8 protein-coding genes are annotated in these 20483 nt (G+C 38.9%); all 8 read right to left on the bottom strand.

The window, feature by feature from the left end:
- Positions 1–53: 53 nt before the first annotated feature.
- Positions 54–611, bottom strand: a complete 558-nt coding sequence (locus D7D54_RS08615; protein ID WP_049552378.1) for a sugar O-acetyltransferase — start codon at positions 609–611, stop codon at positions 54–56.
- A gap of 95 nt (positions 612–706) precedes the next feature.
- Positions 707–1564, bottom strand: coding sequence for a VOC family protein (locus tag D7D54_RS08610; RefSeq protein ID WP_120719242.1), 858 nt, complete (start codon positions 1562–1564; stop codon positions 707–709).
- Between the two features lie 265 nt (positions 1565–1829).
- Complete coding sequence (locus D7D54_RS09665; RefSeq protein WP_419965909.1) at positions 1830–2288, bottom strand: LPXTG cell wall anchor domain-containing protein; 459 nt, start codon at positions 2286–2288, stop codon at positions 1830–1832.
- A 356-nt stretch (positions 2289–2644) separates the two neighbouring features.
- The coding region (locus tag D7D54_RS09660) for a mucin-binding protein (RefSeq protein ID WP_419965908.1) at positions 2645–10580 on the bottom strand (7936 nt) is incomplete at its 3' end.
- Positions 10581–10874: 294 nt separating this feature from the next.
- Positions 10875–17072 (bottom strand): MucBP domain-containing protein, encoded by a 6198-nt coding sequence (locus D7D54_RS08600; RefSeq protein WP_120719240.1) that lies wholly within the window; start codon positions 17070–17072, stop codon positions 10875–10877.
- Between the two features lie 225 nt (positions 17073–17297).
- Positions 17298–18176, bottom strand: coding sequence for a glycosyltransferase family 52 (locus D7D54_RS08595; protein ID WP_020902280.1), 879 nt, complete (start codon positions 18174–18176; stop codon positions 17298–17300).
- On the bottom strand, positions 18173–18877 hold the full coding sequence (locus D7D54_RS08590) for an acylneuraminate cytidylyltransferase family protein (RefSeq protein ID WP_120719239.1): 705 nt from the start codon (positions 18875–18877) through the stop codon (positions 18173–18175). Before D7D54_RS08590 ends, D7D54_RS08595 begins: the two co-directional genes overlap by 4 nt.
- Positions 18878–18960: 83 nt before the next feature.
- Positions 18961–20292 (bottom strand): glycosyltransferase, encoded by a 1332-nt coding sequence (locus tag D7D54_RS08585; protein ID WP_120719238.1) that lies wholly within the window; start codon positions 20290–20292, stop codon positions 18961–18963.
- Positions 20293–20483: the final 191 nt, after the last annotated feature.

Genomic DNA, 20483 nt, shown 5'->3' with positions numbered 1-20483 from the left:
AAAGATTTACTTCATTTTTCTTGAAATTAAGTTTTTCCCAGCCTCTTCTACTTCTATTTCACAGGTATCTCCTTAATCACGCGCGCAGGATTGCCAGCTAGGACAACATTATCACCAAAAGATTTGGTAATTACTGCCCCTGCTCCTGCAACAACATTATTGCCCAGTATCACTCCAGGAAGGACAATGACACCTCCTCCAGCCCAGAAATTATCTCCGATAGTAATAGGCTTGCCGTATTCCACACCTGAATTACGTTCCTGCGGGTCCAATGGATGGAGGGGAGTCAAGAACTGACAGTTGGGACCAATCATAGCATTGTCCCCGATGCGAATCGGACAAACATCCAGCATGGTCAAGTTCCAATTAGAATAAAAGTTTTCCCCTAGATGGATATTGACCCCATAATCGACCACCAGGCGTGGATTGACATAAAGATTTTGCCCGGTTGACCCAAACCAATCCTTGATGATTTCGACTCCCTTCAAGGGATCTTCTTCCTTGTTAAAGGCAGACTGTTTTTGGCGAGAAGCCTGAGCCAAGGCCCGCAATTCTGGGTCCGATGGACGGTAAACCTCTCCTGCTACCATTTTCTGGTATTCGCTGATCATTGTATTCTTCTCCTTGTTCCCTACTATCATATCAAAATTTCTACGTATCTGACTAGAATAGGGAGCACTTTCTACAATTAATCCTCTGATTGTCATCATATCCTGTCTAAACGAATACGGGTCACGATTCCATCTGGGTCTGTGATTTCCAGCTGGCTCGATGTCAGCCACTTAACTGGTGCATCAACTTCTTGTGCTCGCTGGGCAATCGTTAACAGTTCTTCTTTATGTGCGACTTCGATGACATAGTAGGCCAAACCTGGCAAGTCTTGCTTACGCGGAGCCAGATTTTTTCCTCCCCATTCGTTGACTGCCAAATGATGATGATAGTCCCCAGCTGCAATCCAACTAGCGCTAGGCACACTGAATTTATCCTCTAACCCTAACACCTTTTGATAAAACTGGCTGGACTTTCGACTATCCTTGACGGAAAGATGGATATGCCCCATTCTCGTACCCTCGGCTAAAGTAAAGGGCTCTACTCTTTCCCCTAACTCATAGATAGCCTGTGCCGCAAGGGCCTCAGTGACCCCGATAATACGTCCATCTTCTCGAATATCCCATGTGGAAACTGGCTTATCTCGATAGAGTTCAATGCCATTTCCCTCCAAATCTTCCAAGTAAATAGCTTCACTGTAACCATGGTCTGCACCGCCGACAAGAGGAATCTGTAAATCTGTCAGGTGTTTCAAGACATCAGCCAAAGCCTTTCGTGTCGGCAAGAGAATAGCCAGATGGTAAAGACCATAATGTTCCCTTACTTCACCGCTCTCTTGTGCTTGAATCAGCTGTACCAAGGCTTTTCCACCAAGTCCTAGAATGGACTCTGTCTCAGTTTGAGATAAGATTTCTAAACCAAGCACTTGCTGATAAAAGGCTGTTTGACTTGCCAAATCCTTTACATTCAAAACTGCCTCTGCCAAATAAATGTGGCTCTTGTATTCATAGGTCATAAATGGTCCTCTTTTTTTAATTGTAATTCTTTTTATTACAACTATTATATAATTTCCATCAAGAAAGTCAAGCCAGACAACTTATAGATCATGATTCTGTAATCTTGTCTATATGGGATTAGAACGAGAAAATCTACAGAGAATTGACAATAAAACCACCGAAAATTTTTAACCAATGCTATGATAACTCTCATCTCAATCCCAAAAAGAAAAGGAGCGGATATGATATCCTACTCCTTATTCTTATCAGAAAATCTAATTAGAATTAGTCTTCTTTTTTCTTGCGAGCAACAAGTCCAAATCCACTCAAGACACCTAAAAGTCCAAGTGCTGCTAAGCTAGAGTCGGCTTCTGTACCTGTGTTAGGCAATTCTTTTTGAACTTCAACATTTTTAGGTGTTGATGGTTGAGAAGCTGGTTGATTTGGAGTTGATGGTTCAACATGCTTAGGTATGACTGTTACTGGGACTTCTACCTCTACGATTTCTCCTGATGGTAGTTTCACTTTTACTTTAACACTTGGTTTTTGTCCTGCCGTATCAGTTGCTGGGATTTCTCCAACTTCTACGATTTCGGCACCTTTTGGTAACTCAACATGTTTCTTAACATCATCTTTGCCAATTGGAGTTCCAACCTCTACTACGATTGGGGTAGTTTTAACCGTTTCTCTTGGAGCTGGAGTCGCCTTTGGTGTGACTGCTACTGGGACTTCTACTGTAATCACTTTGCCATTTGGTAATTCTACCGTTACTTTAACTGGATCCTTCTTACCTGGAGTTGTCAAGTCTGGAATATTTTCAACATTTGTGACCTTGCCACCTTCTGGAATCTTGATTCCTTTTGTGTAATCCTCTGGGGTTAATGGAGTTTTCGTAACTGGAGTTTCAATTTCCTTAACAGGTGTTACATTAACCGGAACTTCTACTGTAATCACTTTTCCATTTGGTAATTCTACCGTTACTTTAACTGGATCCTTCTTACCTGGTGTTGTCAAGTCTGGAATGTTTTCAACATTTGTGACCTTGCCACCTTCTGGAATCTTGATGCCTTTTGTGTAATCCTCTGGTGTTAATGGGGTCNTAGTTACTGGAGTTTCAATCTCTTTGACAGGCGTTACATTAACCGGAACTTCTACTGTAATCACTTTGCCATTTGGTAATTCAACCGTTACCTTAACTGGATCTTTCTTACCTGGTGTTGTCAAGTCTGGAATGTTTTCAACATTTGTGACCTTACCACCTTCTGGAATGGTGATGCCTTTTGTGTAATCCTCTGGTGTTAATGGGGTAGATGTGACTGGTGTCTCAATCTCTTTAACAGGTGTTACATTAACTGGGACTTCTACTGTAATCACTTTTCCATTTGGTAATTCAACCGTGACTTTAACTGGATCTTTCTTACCTGGTGTTGTTAAGTCTGGAATGTTTTCAACATTTGTGACCTTACCACCTTCTGGAATGGTGATGCCTTTTGTGTAATCCTCTGGTGTTAATGGGGTAGATGTGACTGGTGTCTCAATCTCTTTAACAGGTGTTACATTAACTGGGACTTCTACTGTAATCACTTTTCCATTTGGTAATTCAACCGTGACTTTAACTGGATCTTTCTTACCTGGTGTTGTCAAGTCTGGAATGTTTTCAACATTTGTGACCTTGCCACCTTCTGGAATCTTGATGCCTTTTGTGTAATCCTCTGGCGTTAACGGTGTATTCGTAACTGGTGTTTCAATTTCCTTAACAGGTGTTACAGTTACTGGAACCTCTACTGTGACTACTTTACCATTTGGTAATTCAACCGTGACTTTAACTGGATCTTTCTTACCTGGTGTTGTTAAGTCTGGAATGTTTTCAACATTTGTGACCTTGCCACCTTCTGGAATCTTGATGCCTTTTGTGTAATCCTCTGGTGTTAATGGGGTAGGTGTGACTGGTGTCTCTATTGAGACTGGAACAACTTCTACTACGTTAACAGGTACAGGTACCTCTTTAGTCGCAACTACTTTACCATCTTTCACATACTCTACCACTACTGTCGCTGGGATTTGTACACCAACTGTTGCTGTAGGTGGTACTGTTCCTGTTTTAACTTCTGTAACTGTTACAGTAACTCCTGATGGAAGCCCCTTCACGTTATTAGCTGCTTTTTCAGCCTGTTCTTTAATAGCTTTTTCTAGTTCTTGCTTATCACTATCTTTAAGAACTGTTACACCTTCTGGGGTTACTTTTGGTAATACTGTCACTGGGACTTTTACTGTCTCTTCACCATTTGCATACTTAACTTTAGTTGGTACTGTTACATCGGTTGCTCCAACTTTATCCTTTGTATCTGGTAAATCAGCTTCTGTTGGATCTTGTACTGTTCCACCTTGTCCTGGTGTTACTGCATCTTTTACTTTAGCTATTTCAGGTTTGTCGCCTTCAACAACGTATACTTGATCAGCATTTGAACCAACGACATTTACAGTAATTTCTGCATCTTTTGTATACTTAACGCCATCTACTGTATAGGTTACTGGGACTTTTACAGTTCCTTTGTTTGTTCCTGCTTCCGATGTAATGGTTGCAAGCACTTCTTCTGTAATCGCTCCAACTTCTACATCTTTGGCACCATCTGGTAATTTAGCTTTGAAATCTGCTGAGTTTGCTACTTCTTCCGCTTTAGCTTTAGCTACTTCTTTAACTTTATCTGTAGTTTCACCTTTTGGTACTGTTACTTCACCTTTAGCAACTGGCAATACTGTCACTGGAACTTTCACTTGTTCTGGATCTTTAATTCCTTCGTAAGTTACTGGAACTTCGACTGTTACATCTGTAGTTCCTGCTTTTCCAGTTGTTTCTGGTAATGTTGTTGGTTTACCAACTGTCCCGCCTTGTCCTGGTGTTACGGCATCTTCAGCTTTCGTTGGTTTATCACCTTCAAACACGACTACTCGTTTAGTTGTTGATCCAACTACTGTTACAGGAACTTCTACTTCTTTAGTACCAATAACGTTTCCTTTTTCATCAGTATATTCAATAACAACTGTTGCAGGTTTTGGTTTACCTGTTTCAGTCACTTCAGCTGTTGTTGGTGTAGTTCCTGATTTAACTTCTTTAACTTTTACCGTCACACCTTCAGGAAGTTTATCTTTTGGTAATGCTGCAACTACTTCTTCAGCTTTAGCTTTAACCATTGTTTCTAAATCTGTACTATCTTTAAGTACTGTTACTCCCGTTGGTTTAACAACTGGTAATACTTTAACAACCGTAGGGACTTCTACAAGTTTATCTTCACCATCTTTCGCAACTACTGTTACTTTCTTATCTCCAGGTGTTGTTGTGTCAACTGATTCTTTATACTCAAAGGTTGTTCCTTCTGGATATTGCTCAGGGTTAATACTTTCACTTGCATCTGGTTGTGGTTTGGCAGGGTCTTCAAATACATATTGTGTCTCAGGGCTTACTACCACTACTTTAGCTGGTACTTCTACTAAAGTATCTCCATCTAATTTCGCTACAACGACTACATCTTTTTCACCCGCTGTTGTTGTATCAACCGGTTCTTTATACTCAAAGGTTGTTCCCTCTGGATATTCTTCTGGAGTGATACTTGATTTAGCATCTGGTTGTGGTTTGGATTTATCAGCTACAACAAATTGTGGAGTGCTATCAACTACACGAACAGTTGCAGGTACTTCTACAAGTACTTTATCCCCCTGTTTAACCACTACAGTTACTTTCTTATCTCCAGGTGTTGTTGTATCAACTTCTTCTTTGTACTCATATGTAGCATCATCTGGATAGTCTGCTGGGTCAATATTATCTTCTGGAGACGGTTGTTTCTTGTCTGCACTTACTGGAACAATTTGAGGATATCCTTCAACAACTTTAATCGGTACATTAACAGTTTCTTCACGTTTATTATCCCCTGAACCGTATGTCACTGTCACAGGAGCTGTTAATGTGTCATCCTCAACTTTATCAGTTGTATCAGGAAGTTTAGTTTCATCTACTGTTTTCTCATTTCCTTTAGTAGTAACAGCATCTTTTAATTTTTCTGAAGATGGTTTATCTCCTTCTACTACATAAACAGGTTTTGCAGTTGAAACTTGTGGTTTCACTTTAATTGTAAACTCTTGATCTATTTCTTTCTTAGTATCAAACGTTGGATCCTGATCAAATGGATTATCTACAACATCATATCCCATAGATTTCAAAACATCAACACGTGCTTGAACTTTTTCTTCTGGAATTTTATCTCCTGATTTACCAGTAAGATCATCAATATTATATTTCGTATCTAATGGTGTTTCAACACCTTCATCATCTACTGAAACAAATTTTACTTTTGCTTTTTGATCGTCTTTATCATAAGTAATCTTGATATTTGTTTTTGGATCCGTAATTTTTGGTGGTTTATATCCTTCTTCTGGTTTAGCAGGATTTACCGGTTCTAATGGTGTTCCATTTCCATCTTTTGGAGTATATCCATCTTTATGAGGAATAATTTGTGTAACTTCACCAGTCTTGGTTGGATCATTTGGATCGTTAGGGAATGGAATCGGATCTCCATCCTTACCAGTGGTTGGATCAACAGGAATCCAGCTTCCAATCTTCGTATAAGTAACTTTATCCGTTTCATCAGGGATTACTTTTGTATCTTTTGCAGGAGTTACTGCTTCTTTCGCTGGAATTTCTTTTTTATCTGCAATATATCCAGGTAGGACATCTACCCCAACTTTATCCCATGTTTTATTTGGACTTTCCCAATCAGTATAGCTTACTTCTTTTGTGACAAGATTAACGGTTGCTTTTCTTGTGAATGGCACCGTTTGAACAGTATCATCCTTAGCTTTTTCTTCAGCTGCTGTATCTGAGTCTTTCTTCACATATGAAATCACACGTTTAGCTGTTGTATTCAAGTCAGATTCAGCTAATCCCTCAGGCCATTTAAGTTCTGGGGTATCTCCATTTGGATCTACTGGACTATCTTTTTCATGTGGTGTTGATGAAGGTACTTCAATGATTCTAGGTTTAACCACAATTTTGAATGTTTGAGAAGGTGCTGGTGTACCATCTTGTGCATTGATATCTTCCTTGTCATCAAATGTTGGGTGATGATTATCCTGAGTATTATAGTCATCACTTTCTACTTCATAACCTTGATTCTTAAGTTCTTTGATTTTATTATCAATATCTGTACTTGCTGGTAATTCTGAACCAGATTTACCTGTTAAATCAAAGCTAGAAACCACTTCATTTGCAGCTCCATCGACTTTCTTCTCAATCACTACTTTAGCTGTTTGAGTAGAAGGTGTATATGTAATTGGTGATTCCCCAAATTTATCCGTTGGTGTAAATCCATCTGGAACTTTATAGCCTTGAGTTGGATCATTTGGATTTTTCGGTGTTAATTCTTGTCCATTATATACTGGAGTATAACCTGGGATATATGGAATTGTTATCGTGCTAAAATCACCTGGAACCGTTGGATCATTCGGGTTATTTGGATAAGAAATCTTATCTGGCGCTCCTTGTGGTTTCTTACCTGCTGGATAGTTTGGTACAAATGAACCAATTTCTTTATAAAGAACTTTCTTCACTTCAGAAGTTGCTGTTCCATTTTGTGCTGGCTTAGGAGCATCTTTTTCTGGAACAAGTTTATCCGCATTATCCACTAATAAATAATTATTAATAACTGGAGATTCAACTGAGTTATACTTACCATTAGTACCATCTGCTTTAGCATCAGTTAGTTTATCCGCTTCATTGTAAACTTCCCAATCAGAGTAAGTTACTTCTTTTGTTTCAGGATTAACTGTTGCTGTACGTTTGTAAGTTACTTTTTGCACCTTTTCAGCATATAAAGGAGTAGCATTATCTTTGTTTGCATCTTCTTCTTTTAGATACTTAATTGTACGTGTAACTTCTTTAACTAAGTCCTCACGAGTAACTCCTGCTGGATATTTACCAAGATTTTCATCTCCTTCTTTTACAGGTGTATCTGCTGTTTTTGGAGATACTGGAGCTGTTGTGCTTGGATTTGTTGGATCAGTTGTTACTGTTGGGTCTACTTTAATTAAGTCTAAGACATGAACAGTGACATTTGTTTCAGTTGATTTCTTACCTTCACTATCAGTTGATTGAACTTTTACAGTGTAATCGCCAACTTTAGTTGTATCTAGATTACCTGCATCACTTACTGCGATTGTTGGTTTAGTAGAATCAACACCATCACGATCATCTTCTAAGTCAGTTGCAGATGGTTTCGCTTTTTCTAGAACTTTATCATTGTTCCATTTGTCAGCTTCTTTAGTTTTATAAACATATAAATCTTTTTTCTCAACTGCTACTGTTGGAGCTTCGTTTAGAACATTAGCATAAGCTGGATCTGATTCGTTACCTGCTTTATCAAGCACAGTAACTTTGATACGTTTGTCAGGATTTGTTGTCTCATTCGCTTCTGTCAAATCTGTTCCTTTTGGAACTGGAACAACTAATTTACCATCACGTTCTTCAACTTTTGTAGTACCAATATACCAACCATCTTCTTTTTTGTTTAGTGTAATTGGGGTTTTACTATTTGGTAACGTAACTTTCATTGAAGTTAATCCACCGATAGCTTTTTTAATATTGTCTACTTCAGTATCAGGAACTCGATTTGTACCATTATTTTTATCGTTAGCTGCAATATCTTGTTTTTCTCTAGATTCGTCTGTTAAGTTAGGATCTTTCTCCGCAGGTACAGAAATTAATAATTCTTTTGGTTGGTTCTTGTCAGTTTTTTCCCCAGTAATACTGTCTGTATGCACTGCTTCTACTGTTGGAGCTTGTGGCTTAACTGTATCAATATAAATAGTTTTATTGTAGTAGTAATCTGGATTGTCTGTATTTCCTAGAGCATTGAATGTATTTCTATATGGACTATTTGGATTTACAACACCTGTATTTTCTAATACCCTGTTTCCTTGTAAATCTGTAAATCCTTCTTTAATTTCTGCAGTTACCTTGAAAGTAGCTGTCCCTTTGAAATTTTTTGCCGTTGTAAAATCAATACCGAATGTTCTTGTCCCATTCTTTGCTGGGTCTGAATCCCCCGCATTGAATTTCAATCTAAGTGTTCTAGTTGTTTCATCATATGATACCACTTGGTAAGGACCAGGCCAATTCCATGCATTCGCTTTTTTAACTGAATCTTTTAATTCTACACCTTCAGGAATTTTAATTGTGTATTCATAAGCGCCGTACGTTGGTAACCCACCAACGTTTTTCACAGTAACTTTTAATTGACCTGATTCTTTGTCTTTATAGAGAGTATCTTCTCCATAAGCGGACGTGGTATTATTACGAACAACATCTGTCGTCATTTCTAAAGCAGCACCAACAGTTAAGTTAACTCCACCAACAAAGTATCCATCTTCAATTTCTGTTTTTCCTTTTACTGGATAAGTTTTATTAAATGCGGGACCATCCTCTAATGCTTTAATGGTTACTTTAATTTTCTTAGTAGTATTTGGAGTATTGATAATCGTTCTCCAGAATCCGAAACCATTACCATTCCCTCCATCACCATACGGAGTTGAAACGTGTGTTGTTTCACTATTATTATTCGCATCTTTCAGTGTTGTTAAAACTTCACCTGTATCTGCATCTCTAACTGTAATTTCTACTTTTTCACCAGTACCAGCAGTACCCATATTCCCATAGGCACCACCTGTTAGAACACTTAGGTATAATCTAGAGTTCGGATTAACATTAAATTCTTTCGAAATTTGTGTACCTTTCTTATTTAATTGAATATAATAATCTTTCCCTACAGCTGAATGTGCTGCATTATTTAAAGGAACACCAGGTACACTTGAGTAGTTAACACCATTTGCATAGTTTTGATTAGCTTTATTAGGTGCTAATGGATTTCCTGGAACAGGAGTATCATTGTATTGTCTGTCAATACTTCCATTATTATCGTAAACTTTAGATGGTTTCGGATCAAATCCAGCAGGTCTATCCGCTGCAACTTCTGTTGGAGCTTCTGGTTTAATCGCTGTTACATAATTATTTGTCCCTTCTATTTTCCATCCATCAATTTCATTTTCAATTCTCTTTTCTTTCCAATTATAAGTAATTTTACCAAGTTTTACTGGAGCTGGATTTGGAGAACTAGTACTATTTCTTGAATATTGATTTTCAACAGTAGCAGATTTTGTTTCAACATCTGGAGTATTAAAATCAATATCTCCAAATTGATTTTTCAAACTTGAAATAACGTTATCTACTGGGTTAGCTCCTACCCCTCTTTTATTATTACTAGTAGGACCTTCTGCTGCTTGTTCTCCTACACCAGTAGGAGTCGCTCTAAACCCACTTTCCCCTTTACCAGGAATTGCTTTTCCGTTTCGTGGATCTTGGTTTTTATTTGTTTTTTCTACTTTAGCTTCTGTTTCTGATTTATCTTCTACAGCAGGAGACACTTTTGGCATGCTCTCAATTACAAAAGCCTTTTCTCCTAATCTTGCAACAGTTTTATCTACCTCTGCCTGAGTTGCTTTATCATTTGCTGATAAAGCTTGAGCTTCTAATAGTGCTGCCTTTGCATCCTCAATAGTTTTTGATGTTTTATTACTAATTTCAACTTTATCGATAGCTGATTGAATACGTGAAATCGCTTCTGATAACTTACTGAAGTCTACCTTTGCAATATTTTCTGGTGCTACCCTATCTTCATTAACTAAAGCTTCAGCTGAAGTTACTACTGGTTTAGAAACTGGATCTTTAGAAGGAATTTCTTTTCCCTTAGCATCAGAGCTCGCAACATTCTCTTCGTGATTTAGGTTTTCTTGAGATGGCGATGACTGTTGATTAGACAAATTTGAGCTCGTTCTTGCATCGTTTCCTTGAATAGTGTCAGCTTTTGCAGTGGCTCCACCTCCAAACATCATAAGCGCAGCAATCGCTACCGATGCTGCACCGAAACTATACTTTCGGATTGAAAATCGTTGAACCTTTTGTCCATGATATTTTTTTATTCGTGAGTACATTACTACTCCTTTTCTTATATTTTTATTTACACCAAGAAAAGTCAGTAAAATCCTTAAATAGATACTAAGAAAATCCCTGACTTCACCTATTGTATAATAACTCTATCTATTCACTATGTCAAGCAATTCGATATTTTAATCGATGTTGATATATAAAAAAGCAAAGATAATTAATAGCTTCAGAAATATGATTAACAACTTTCAAAAAAGATTAAAAATTACCTCATATTTACATAGAAAAAGGAGCGGATATGATATCCTACTCCTTATTCTTATCAGAAAATCTAATTAAATTTAGTCTTCTTTTTTCTTACGAGCAACAAGCCCAAATCCGCTCAAGACACCTAAAAGTCCAAGTGCTGCTAGGCTAGCATGGTCTTCTGTACCAGTATTAGGAAGTTCAGCTTGTCCTTTAGCTTCTGATGGAGCTACTGGAGCTTGTGGTGCTTTACCATTTACTGGTGCTGATGGCATCGTTGGAGTTGCTGGGTTAGCCGGTGTTGTTGGGTTAGTTGGATTAGCCGGAGCAACCGGGGTTGCTGGGTTAGCTGGGGCAGCTGGGGTTGCTGGGGTTGCTGGGTTAGCCGGTGTTGTTGGTTGACTTGGGTCTGTCGGTTTCACCGGACTTGTTGGGTTTGTTGAAGGTGTTGATGGAGAACCTGGTTGAGATGGAGTGAGTGAGCCTCCATTTGTAGTACCTTCTTTGACTTCTTTATAAACGTAAGTTACTTCTGTTGTTCCTTCTGTTACTTTACCATTTTCATCACCTTTAGTTGAAGTTGGTACTAATACGTATAGTTTTCCATCTTTCGTAGTGATTGTAGCTGGTTTGTTGTCAGTTGTGTCATATGCTGAGCTTACTGATCCGTCTGTAGTATCTTTAACGTCTTCTGCGATTGTGTTACCCGCTTCGTCTACATAATGAACGACTACGTTTCCTTTAATTTCTTTGTACACATATGTTACTTCTGTTGTTTTACCTGCTTCAACACTTCCGTTTTCGTTACCTTTAGTTGATGCTGGTACTAATTCGTATACTCTTCCTTCTGCAGTTGTAATACGAGTTGGTTTCATATCATTATCAGTAGTGTTGTAAGCAGCTCCTGGTTTACCGTCTTTGGTATCAACAGCGTCAGTTTGGATTGTGTTTCCAGCTTCGTCTACATAGTGAACTACTACTTGTCCTGCTTTTTCGTAAACGTAAGTTACTTCAGTTTTACCTTCTACTACATCTCCTGTTTCAGGTTTAGAATCGTCTTTAACAGCTTTTTCTGTTAAGTAATATTTAACACCATCTTTTTCGATTGTTGCTGGTTTATTGTCAGTTGTATCGTATTTAGCGTTTAGAGAAGCACCTTTAGTATCTTCTTTATCTTCAGCAATCACGTTACCTTCTGTGTCAACGTAGTGAACTACTACATCTCCAGTTACTTCTTTATAAACGTAAGTAACTTCTGTTGTTCCTTCTGTTACTTTACCAGACTCTTCACCCTTAGTTGAAGTTGGTACAAGTACATATACTTTACCATCTTTTGTAGTGATTGTAGCTGGTTTGTTGTCACTTGTGTCATATGCTGAGCTTACAGATCCATCAGTCGTATCTTTAATGTCTTCTGCGATTGTGTTTCCAGCTTCGTCTACATAGTGAACGACGACGTTTCCTTTCACTTCTTTGTAGATATATGTTACTTCTGTAGTCTTACCTGCTTCAACATCACCAGTTTCGTTACCTTTAGTTGATGCTGGTACGAGTTCATATACTTTTCCTTCTGGAGTAGTGATACGAGTTGGTTTCATATCGTTATCAGAAGTATCGTATTTAGCTCCTGGTTGACCATCTTTTGTATCAACAGCATCTGCTTGAAGAGTGTTTCCAGCTTCGTCTACGTAATGAACAAGAACGTTTCCTGCTTTTTCGTATACATAAGTGATTTCTGTAGTTCCTTCTACAACAGCACCGTTTTCTGGCTTAGAACCGTCTTTCAATTCTTTAGCTGTCAAGTAGTAAACTTGTCCAGCTTTTTCAAGTTTAGCTGGTTTGTTGTCAGTTGTGTCATATTTCTCACTTAGTGATCCATTTTCTACATCTTTCGTATCTTCAGCAAGTGTGTTTCCTTCTGTATCAACGTAGTGAACGACGACATTACCAGTGATTTCTTTGTAGACGTAAGTTACTTCTGTCGTTTCTCCAGCTTTAACTTTACCTGTTTCATCACCTTTAGTTGACTGAGGGATTAATTCGTATACTTTACCTTCTGGAGTAGTGATACGGTTTGGTTTCATTCCGTTATCAGCAGTGTTGTAGTCTGAGTTTGGTTTACCGTCTTTTGTATCAACAGCATCTGCTTGAATAGTGTTACCTTTTTCGTCAGTGTAATGAACGACTACTTGTCCAGCTTTTTCGTAAACGTATGTTACTTCTGTTTTACCTTCTACTACGTCTCCGTTTTCTGGTTTAGAGTCATCTTTAAGAGCTTTTTCTGTTAAGTAGTAAACAGTTCCGTCTTTTTCGATTTTCTCTGGTTTGTTGTCAGTTGTATCGTATTTAGCGTTTAGAGAAGCACCTTTCGTATCTTCTTTATCTTCCGCAATTACGTTACCTTCTGTATCAACGTAGTGAACGACTACATCTCCAGTTACTTCTTTATAAACATAGGTTACTTCTGTAGTTCCTTCAGTAACCTTACCAGTTTCAGCACCTTGAGTTGCTGTTGGTACTAATTGGTAAACTTTGCCTTCTGGAGTCGTAATACGTTCTGGTTTCATTCCGTTATCAGAAGTATCATATGGTGTGCTAATTGATCCATCTGTTGTATCTTTAGCATCTTCAGCAATTTTGTTTCCTGCCTCATCTGTATAGTGAACTACTACATTACCTTTTACTTCTTTATAAATGTATGTTACTTCTTTAGTTTGACCTGATTCTACAGTACCTGTTTCATCACCTTTAGTTGATGCTGGGACTAGTTCGTATACTTTTCCTTCTGCAGTTGTGATACGAGTTGGTTTCATTCCGTTATCTGCAGTGTTGTATTCAGAACCTGGTTTTCCATTGTCAGTATCTTTAGCACCTGAAGCAATATCTTTACCGTCTGCAGTTCCTACTAATGGAGTTCCGTCTTCTGTTTGGTAATTAACGATTACTGATCCAGCTTTTTCATAAACGTAAGTTACATCAGTTTTACCTTCAACTACGTTTCCAGTTTCTGGTTTAGAATCATCTTTAAGACCAGCTTTTGTAATGTAGTATACAGTTCCGTCTTCTGCAGTGATTTTTTCTGGTTTGTTATCAACAGCAGTATCATATTTTTCGCTTAGAGATGCACCTTTAAGGTCGTCTTTATCAGCTGCGATTTTGTTACCTTCTGTGTCAACATAGTGAACTACTACATCACCAGTTACTTCTTTATAAACGTATGTTACTTCTTTAGTTTCTCCAGCAACAACTTTACCAGTTTCTTCACCTTTAGTTGCTGTTGGTACTAATTCGTATACTTTGCCTTCTGCAGTTGTGATACGAGCTGGTTTCATTCCGTTATCAGAAGTATCATAATCTGATCCTGGTTTTCCATCTACAGTGTCTTTAGCACCTGAAGCTACATTTGCACCAGCTGGGTCAACACCTACTAATGGAGTTCCATCTTCTGTTTGATAGTTAACGACTACTTGTCCAGCTTTTTCATAAACATAAGTTACTGTAGTTGTTCCTTCTACTACGTCTCCAGTGGCTGGTTTAGAATCATCTTTCAATTCTTTAGCTGTTAGGTAGTATTTAACACCGTCTTTGGTGATTTCAGCTTTTTTGTGGTCTGCTGTGTCGTATTTAACGTTTAGAGAAGCATCTGTTTCGTCTTTTTCGTCTTCTGCGATTACGTTACCTTCAGTATCTTCATACTTAACGACAACATTACCTTTTACTTCTTTATAAACGTAGGTTACTTCTTTCGTTTCACCTGCAACAACTTTACCAGTTTCTTCACCTTTAGTTGCTGTTGGTACTAATTCGTATACTTTACCTTCTGCAGTTGTAATACGGTTTGGTTTCATTCCGTTGTCTGCAGTGTTGTAGTCAGTTCCTGCTTTAGCGTCTGTAGTGTCTTTAGCACCTGAAGCTACATTTGCACCATCTGCAGTACCTGTTAATGGAGTTCCGTCTTCTGTTTGGTAGTTAACGATTACTGATCCAGCTTTTTCGTAAACGTAAGTTACTGTAGTTGTTCCTTCTACTACGTCTCCAGTAGCTGGTTTAGAACCATCTTTCAGTTCTTTAGCTGTTAAGTAATATTTAACACCATCTTTCTCGATAGATTCTTTTTTGTGGTCAGCTGTATCGTATTTAACATTTAGAGAAGCATCTGTTTCATCTTTTTCGTCATCAGCAAGTGTGTTACCTTCAGTATCTTCGTACTTAACAACTACATTACCTTTAACTTCTTTGTAAACGTAGGTTACTTCTTTAGTTGTTCCTGATTCAACCTCACCTGTTTCTTCACCTTCAGTTAAGTCTGGAACTAATTCGTATACTTTGCCTTCTGCAGTTTTAATACGAGTTGGTTTCATTCCGTTATCGGCAGTGTTATAAGCTGTACCTGGTTTACCATTATCAATGTCTTTTGCACCTGATTCTACAGTTTTACCAGCTCCATCTTCGTCTACTACTGTTCCTGCAAGTGGAGTTCCATCTTCAGTTTTGTAGTTAACGATTACTGATCCAGCTTTTTCATAGATGTAAGTTACTTTTGTAACACCTTCTACTACTGTTCCTGTTTCAGCTGGTGATGTAGTTTCTGTACCATTTACAGATGTCATTGTGTTTGCTTCGTTTAGGTAGTAAACATTTCCTTGTGCATCTGTAAGTTTTTGAGGTTTTTCAGTTTCATTTTCTTTAGTGTTGTAAGGTACGTTTTTAGAAGCTGTAGTACTACTTACAATTACATCATTCCCATCAGCATCAACATAGTATTTCTCAGTTACTACTTCAGCTACTGTTTCAGGAGTATCAGTGTAAGGAGATTTTAATTCTGTTCCGTCTTCTGTTTGGTAGTTAACGACTACAGAACCTTTTTTCTCGATTTCACGAGTTTTTTCTTCTGCATAAGTGTAAGTGATTGTTGTAGTACCACTTGCTAAACGGTATGCACGAAGAGGAGTGATTTCGTCACGGTAAGAATACTCTTCAACTTCCGGCGAAGGATCAGAAAATTTAAGAAGAAAATCACTACTATCTTCTAAAGTACTTGTTTCTTGATCAGTAACGCTTGCTATATCAGCTGTTATATCACTTGTAGGTCTTCCTTTATCATCAACTTGATCTCCCTTATCAGCACTAATCTCCAGAGGACCACCAGTTTTTGCCGCCATTCCTAAAGTAATATATCGTTTGAAATTAAGGAGGTTATCTTCAAATCCTTTTTCTTGAAGATATGCAAGATAGTTTTTTACAAGAGTTTTGTTTGCTTCTCCTGTTAAAGTATCTGGAGCCGCTTTAAAGTTTTGTACCATTGCATATGTTCTATTTAAAGTAGCCCCAGTTCCATCTTTATCATCTGCTACATTATCACTAGATGACAATTGTATCTGTGCTGTTAAAGAGAAACTCTCAGTTTTAGCTGTTACATAGGTATTTTTCTCAAGGACGAAAACATAATCACCTTCTTTGATTCCACCATCAGCTGTTACGTTAGCTGAAGTGAAGTTTTTTGCTGTTGCTTCTCCAGCTTTGAAAGCTTCTATCATCTTAGCATCAGAAGTGATCGCACCTGAATCAGCTTGTACATATTTACCATATGTTCCTTTTCCTGTTTGTTCAACAATCCAAGCTTTTCCACCAGGTTTTACAGTATCATAAGTGATTTTACCTTCTGCGTTACTTAACCCTTCTGGAGTCAATTTCGCAGTTACATCACCTAGAGTTGTGTCAGAGTACACTCCTCCACCGTTTCCAGTAGTTTCAACCTTAGGTTCTCCGATTAGGTGGTAAGTCTTCCCATCTTTTTCGATTGTTTCTTTCTTACCATTTTCTTTAGCGTCGTTTAGGTCGCTAGCTTCTGCATCACCACCTGTAGTTCCTTTGAAAACTTCTCCTGATTTACCGTATACATCGTATGGTGTTTCAATCGTTTTATCAGCACCAGAGTTTTGGTTTTTGTTTTCTTCTAATACAGTATTACCCTCAGCAGTTACATATTTGTAGTCTACTTTTCCAGTTTTAGTAATTGTATTTGTTCCCTCTGCAGTTGGATCAGTTGAAAATGCCCTACCTGCATCTGGGTTCTCAATATTAGCTGTATCTACAATTACTGACCCCTTATCATTTGAGATCGTTGTTGTGTTGTCGCTGTTTTCTGTCATCGCTGCTTCTGCAATATGGGGTTGTCCTGCCATTGCAAGGGCTGCACCGACAATCAGACCGACTGTACCGATTTTGACTGAGTCTGAACGACCGTCTTTAAACTTACGAATGGAAAATTTTTCTTTTTTATTTATAAACATCTTCATCATCCTTTTTTTATTGTATAATTTTTATTTTTAAGCTGTTATTATGCTAATACTTGCTTGAAAACTTCAAAATTAGACACTTAATTTTAACACTTTAAAACCTCTTATACAAGGAATTTGAATACTTTTTGATCATTCAAACTATAGTTTTTTGCTATATTTATATATAAAAAATCCATATAGCGTATGGATTTACATATTTTAAAATATACATTTATGCTACCAGCCAAGTGAAACCCTTTCAAACTGACAGCCCAAGCGTCGCAATTCTTTTTGACGGTCCTCATAGTAGGGGAGGGAAATGCCTGTAATGGTCACATGGGGAAGGTCTTTCAAGTGCAGGCTGACTGATGAGGTAAAATGATAGACATGAACGAACTCGTATTCTTGAAAGAGTTGGGCTAGGACATCTTCAAAGATCAGCTCCGTCTCCAAGTAGGTCACATCAGGGATAGTGAAGGTTTCCTTGGGATGGGGTAGATAGAGGTCAATGGCCAAGGCCTTGGCATAGGTACTGATAAAGCGGATGGAGATCTGATCGTCCTCTTCAGAGAACTTTTGCCCCAGCAGAACCTTGACTGTCTTGCCATTTGAAACGGGTGCTTGTGGCAGGTCAAAAAAATGCTCCAGATATACTAGCTTTTCTCTAGCCACGACATGGTAATCACTGCGATAGAGGGTATAGTGCTTTTCCGTCCGCTCAATCAAGTCATCTCTGGTCAAGCCCAAAGAGCCCACCTGACTTGGTTGGAGAGGCCAAGCATACATACCCAAGGGGTAAATATCCGCATAGCCATCATCGAAACTCATAAGGTGTTGGTAAGTAGAGCTAGCAACCAAGTCCAGAATCAAGCTATTGTCAAAACTAGCATAAAAAATGGTGTCATAGTCGCCAGCTAGCTCCTGACAAATCTGAACCAAGTCCTCTGCCGTCTGAGGATAGTGAATATGGTCAAAATCCTTAGCATAATGCTCCTGACGAGCATTTTTGACAGGACTGACATAAAGACTGACAAAGTCCTGATCAGGATAGAGTCTCTTGATATGCTGTGCAATCTTGGACTGCAAGGGTGTTGTCGCAATGATGAGGTGTTTCATCTCTTTGATTCTCCTAGGTGGTGATGGTGCAGCAAGGTCTCAACGACTTCAAAGTCCAAGGCATCGTCGATATCATAAGAATAGAGTTTGGGCATTTCATAGGCTACTGTCTTATCAGTATAAAAGGTCTCATCTCGTAGGTAAAGATCCTTGCGAGAAATCCAGATACTACCGTTGGGATAGTAATAGACAGGCTCTTTTTGCCGAGCATAGTGCTTGGAAACCTGAGGAGGACGGATAAATGACGACTCCGCAAACTTCAAGAAAAGACTACGACTCTTGTCCGCCTTAACACAGGAAATCAAATGGTCGGCGCCAGACTGACAGTAGAGCTGGTAGGACTCGATAAGATGCTCCACCTCTCTCAAGGGTGAGGTCACCTGTAGATTCACAAAGACCTGCTCTTCCTCAAAGGGCTGTAAAAAGTCTCGTAAGGTTTCTAAACTAGAGGTTGTTGATAGGGCCAATTCTTTTGGTCTGTGGACACAACGAATCTCTGGATAGGCTTGTCGACAGAGTTCTAGATAGGCTAGTGAGTCTGAGGAAACCCAGATGTCACTAAATAACTTGGAGGCTAAGGCGACTTCTATGGTGTAGAAAACCAAGGGTTTGCCTGCAAGCGGTTTGATATTTTTATCCACTAAGCCGCGTGAACCCGAACGAATCAAAATGACGGCTATGGGTTTTCGTTTTACATTCATAGATTCTTCCTTTTGATACCAAAACTGAAAGTAGTCCCTCTCCTATAGTATGAGCTTTTCCTAACCCAAGCAAAGAAAACAGGCTAGAACTTTCTATCCAATAGTTCTCTGTATAGTTGAGCTACTTGTTCCAGAGAATAGCGAGAGGCTAAGGCTAGATTTTTTTCATTCGATAGATAAAAATCAGGCTCTTCCATCTCTTCTATCTTTTGAATCAACTCTGATTTAGTTTTAAACAAGTTGATAGCGTTGGACTGGCCAGCATAAAAACGATGGGCAATCTCCACATCTGATAACAAAGCCAGCAAACCTCGATTGAGGGCTTCGACACAGGCATTGGCAAATAATTCTGTGTAACTTGCAGACAGATAGCATTGGTGCAGATGATAAGGCACTTCGTTAACGATACCTTTAAAATGAATGGTTGGCGGAAGATCATATTGATTCTGTAATTCTGCTAGACGTTCCTCTGAGCCACCATAAAAGGTAATCTGGGCCTTGGAGCCACGTTTGTAGAGTTCGATAAAGGCTTCAATGACAAGTTCAACGTTCTTGCCTTCTCCCATATGACCCACCAAGCAATAGTCCAAAACAGGTCCGATTTTTCTTAGCTGACCTAATTTTTCTGTAAACATTGGTGGTAAAAACTTGGTGTCATACCCTTGTTTCGCCAAAGTATCAGTCAACACTTCACTAGCAACTAGATATTTGTTTGTCTTGCGCAGATTGGCGAGGCGTAAGTCTCGCATGACATTTTCATGGACGACTTCATAGTAATTTTTATCCGTGTTTTCCATGTAACGCCAGAGGCTGGGTTTGGGAACGATTTGTTGGTCACGAATGAAGAGGTCGGTTTGCTGGGCCCATCTGGCTAGGAACTTGACCAGCAAGTCCTCTTCAGAACGGATTTCTCCTCCTATGCGGTAGATATACTCTGGATAAAAGATGGTTACAGGAGAGGGTTCTTTAAAGGGATTGATAAAGCGTCCTTCCAGGGCCAGTTCTCCATTTTCATGATACCAACGAAGTTCCTTCTCCTTAAAATCTTCAAACAAGAAGGGCCCCTTGGTATAGTAATATCTCCCCGAGCCATCTCCTAGGGTAACTGAGGCTACAAAACCATCCTCATTGAGTTCAACCTGATCACCAGCTGCTAGCGTTAAACTTTCTGGCTTCACTGATAAGTCTACATGGCCTATATCTGAAAAACTATGCGGAACACAGAGCAATTCCTTTTCTAAAAATCCTAACTTGATCAAGTCTTTCTTCCAATCAGATCGTAGCTGGGGACTTGACATGAGGTGGACGTAGTCTAAGCCTAGATGTCGTGCGATACGGGCTCGATAGACCTGGGTACTCTCAAAGCCATAGCGATGGATTTCCTTGACTGGATGAATGGTGACAATTCTCGACATGATGTAGACTCTTTCTCTCTTATTTTCTACTTACAAACGAAAAACCACCCTCACAAAAAGGCGAGGGTGGTTCATCCGTTACAATGCTTGGGGATTTCCTAGCAAGTTCCCCCTCAAAAGGACTTTATGCTATTCTATCACAAAGACCGACCATCTGCAAGATAGACTGACTTAGACAGGATAGCTTGAGG

The organism is Streptococcus chosunensis (genome assembly GCF_003626515.1).
GTDB classification, from domain to species: Bacteria; Bacillota; Bacilli; order Lactobacillales; family Streptococcaceae; genus Streptococcus; species Streptococcus chosunensis.
This window is presented reverse-complemented; position numbering and strand designations above follow the sequence as displayed.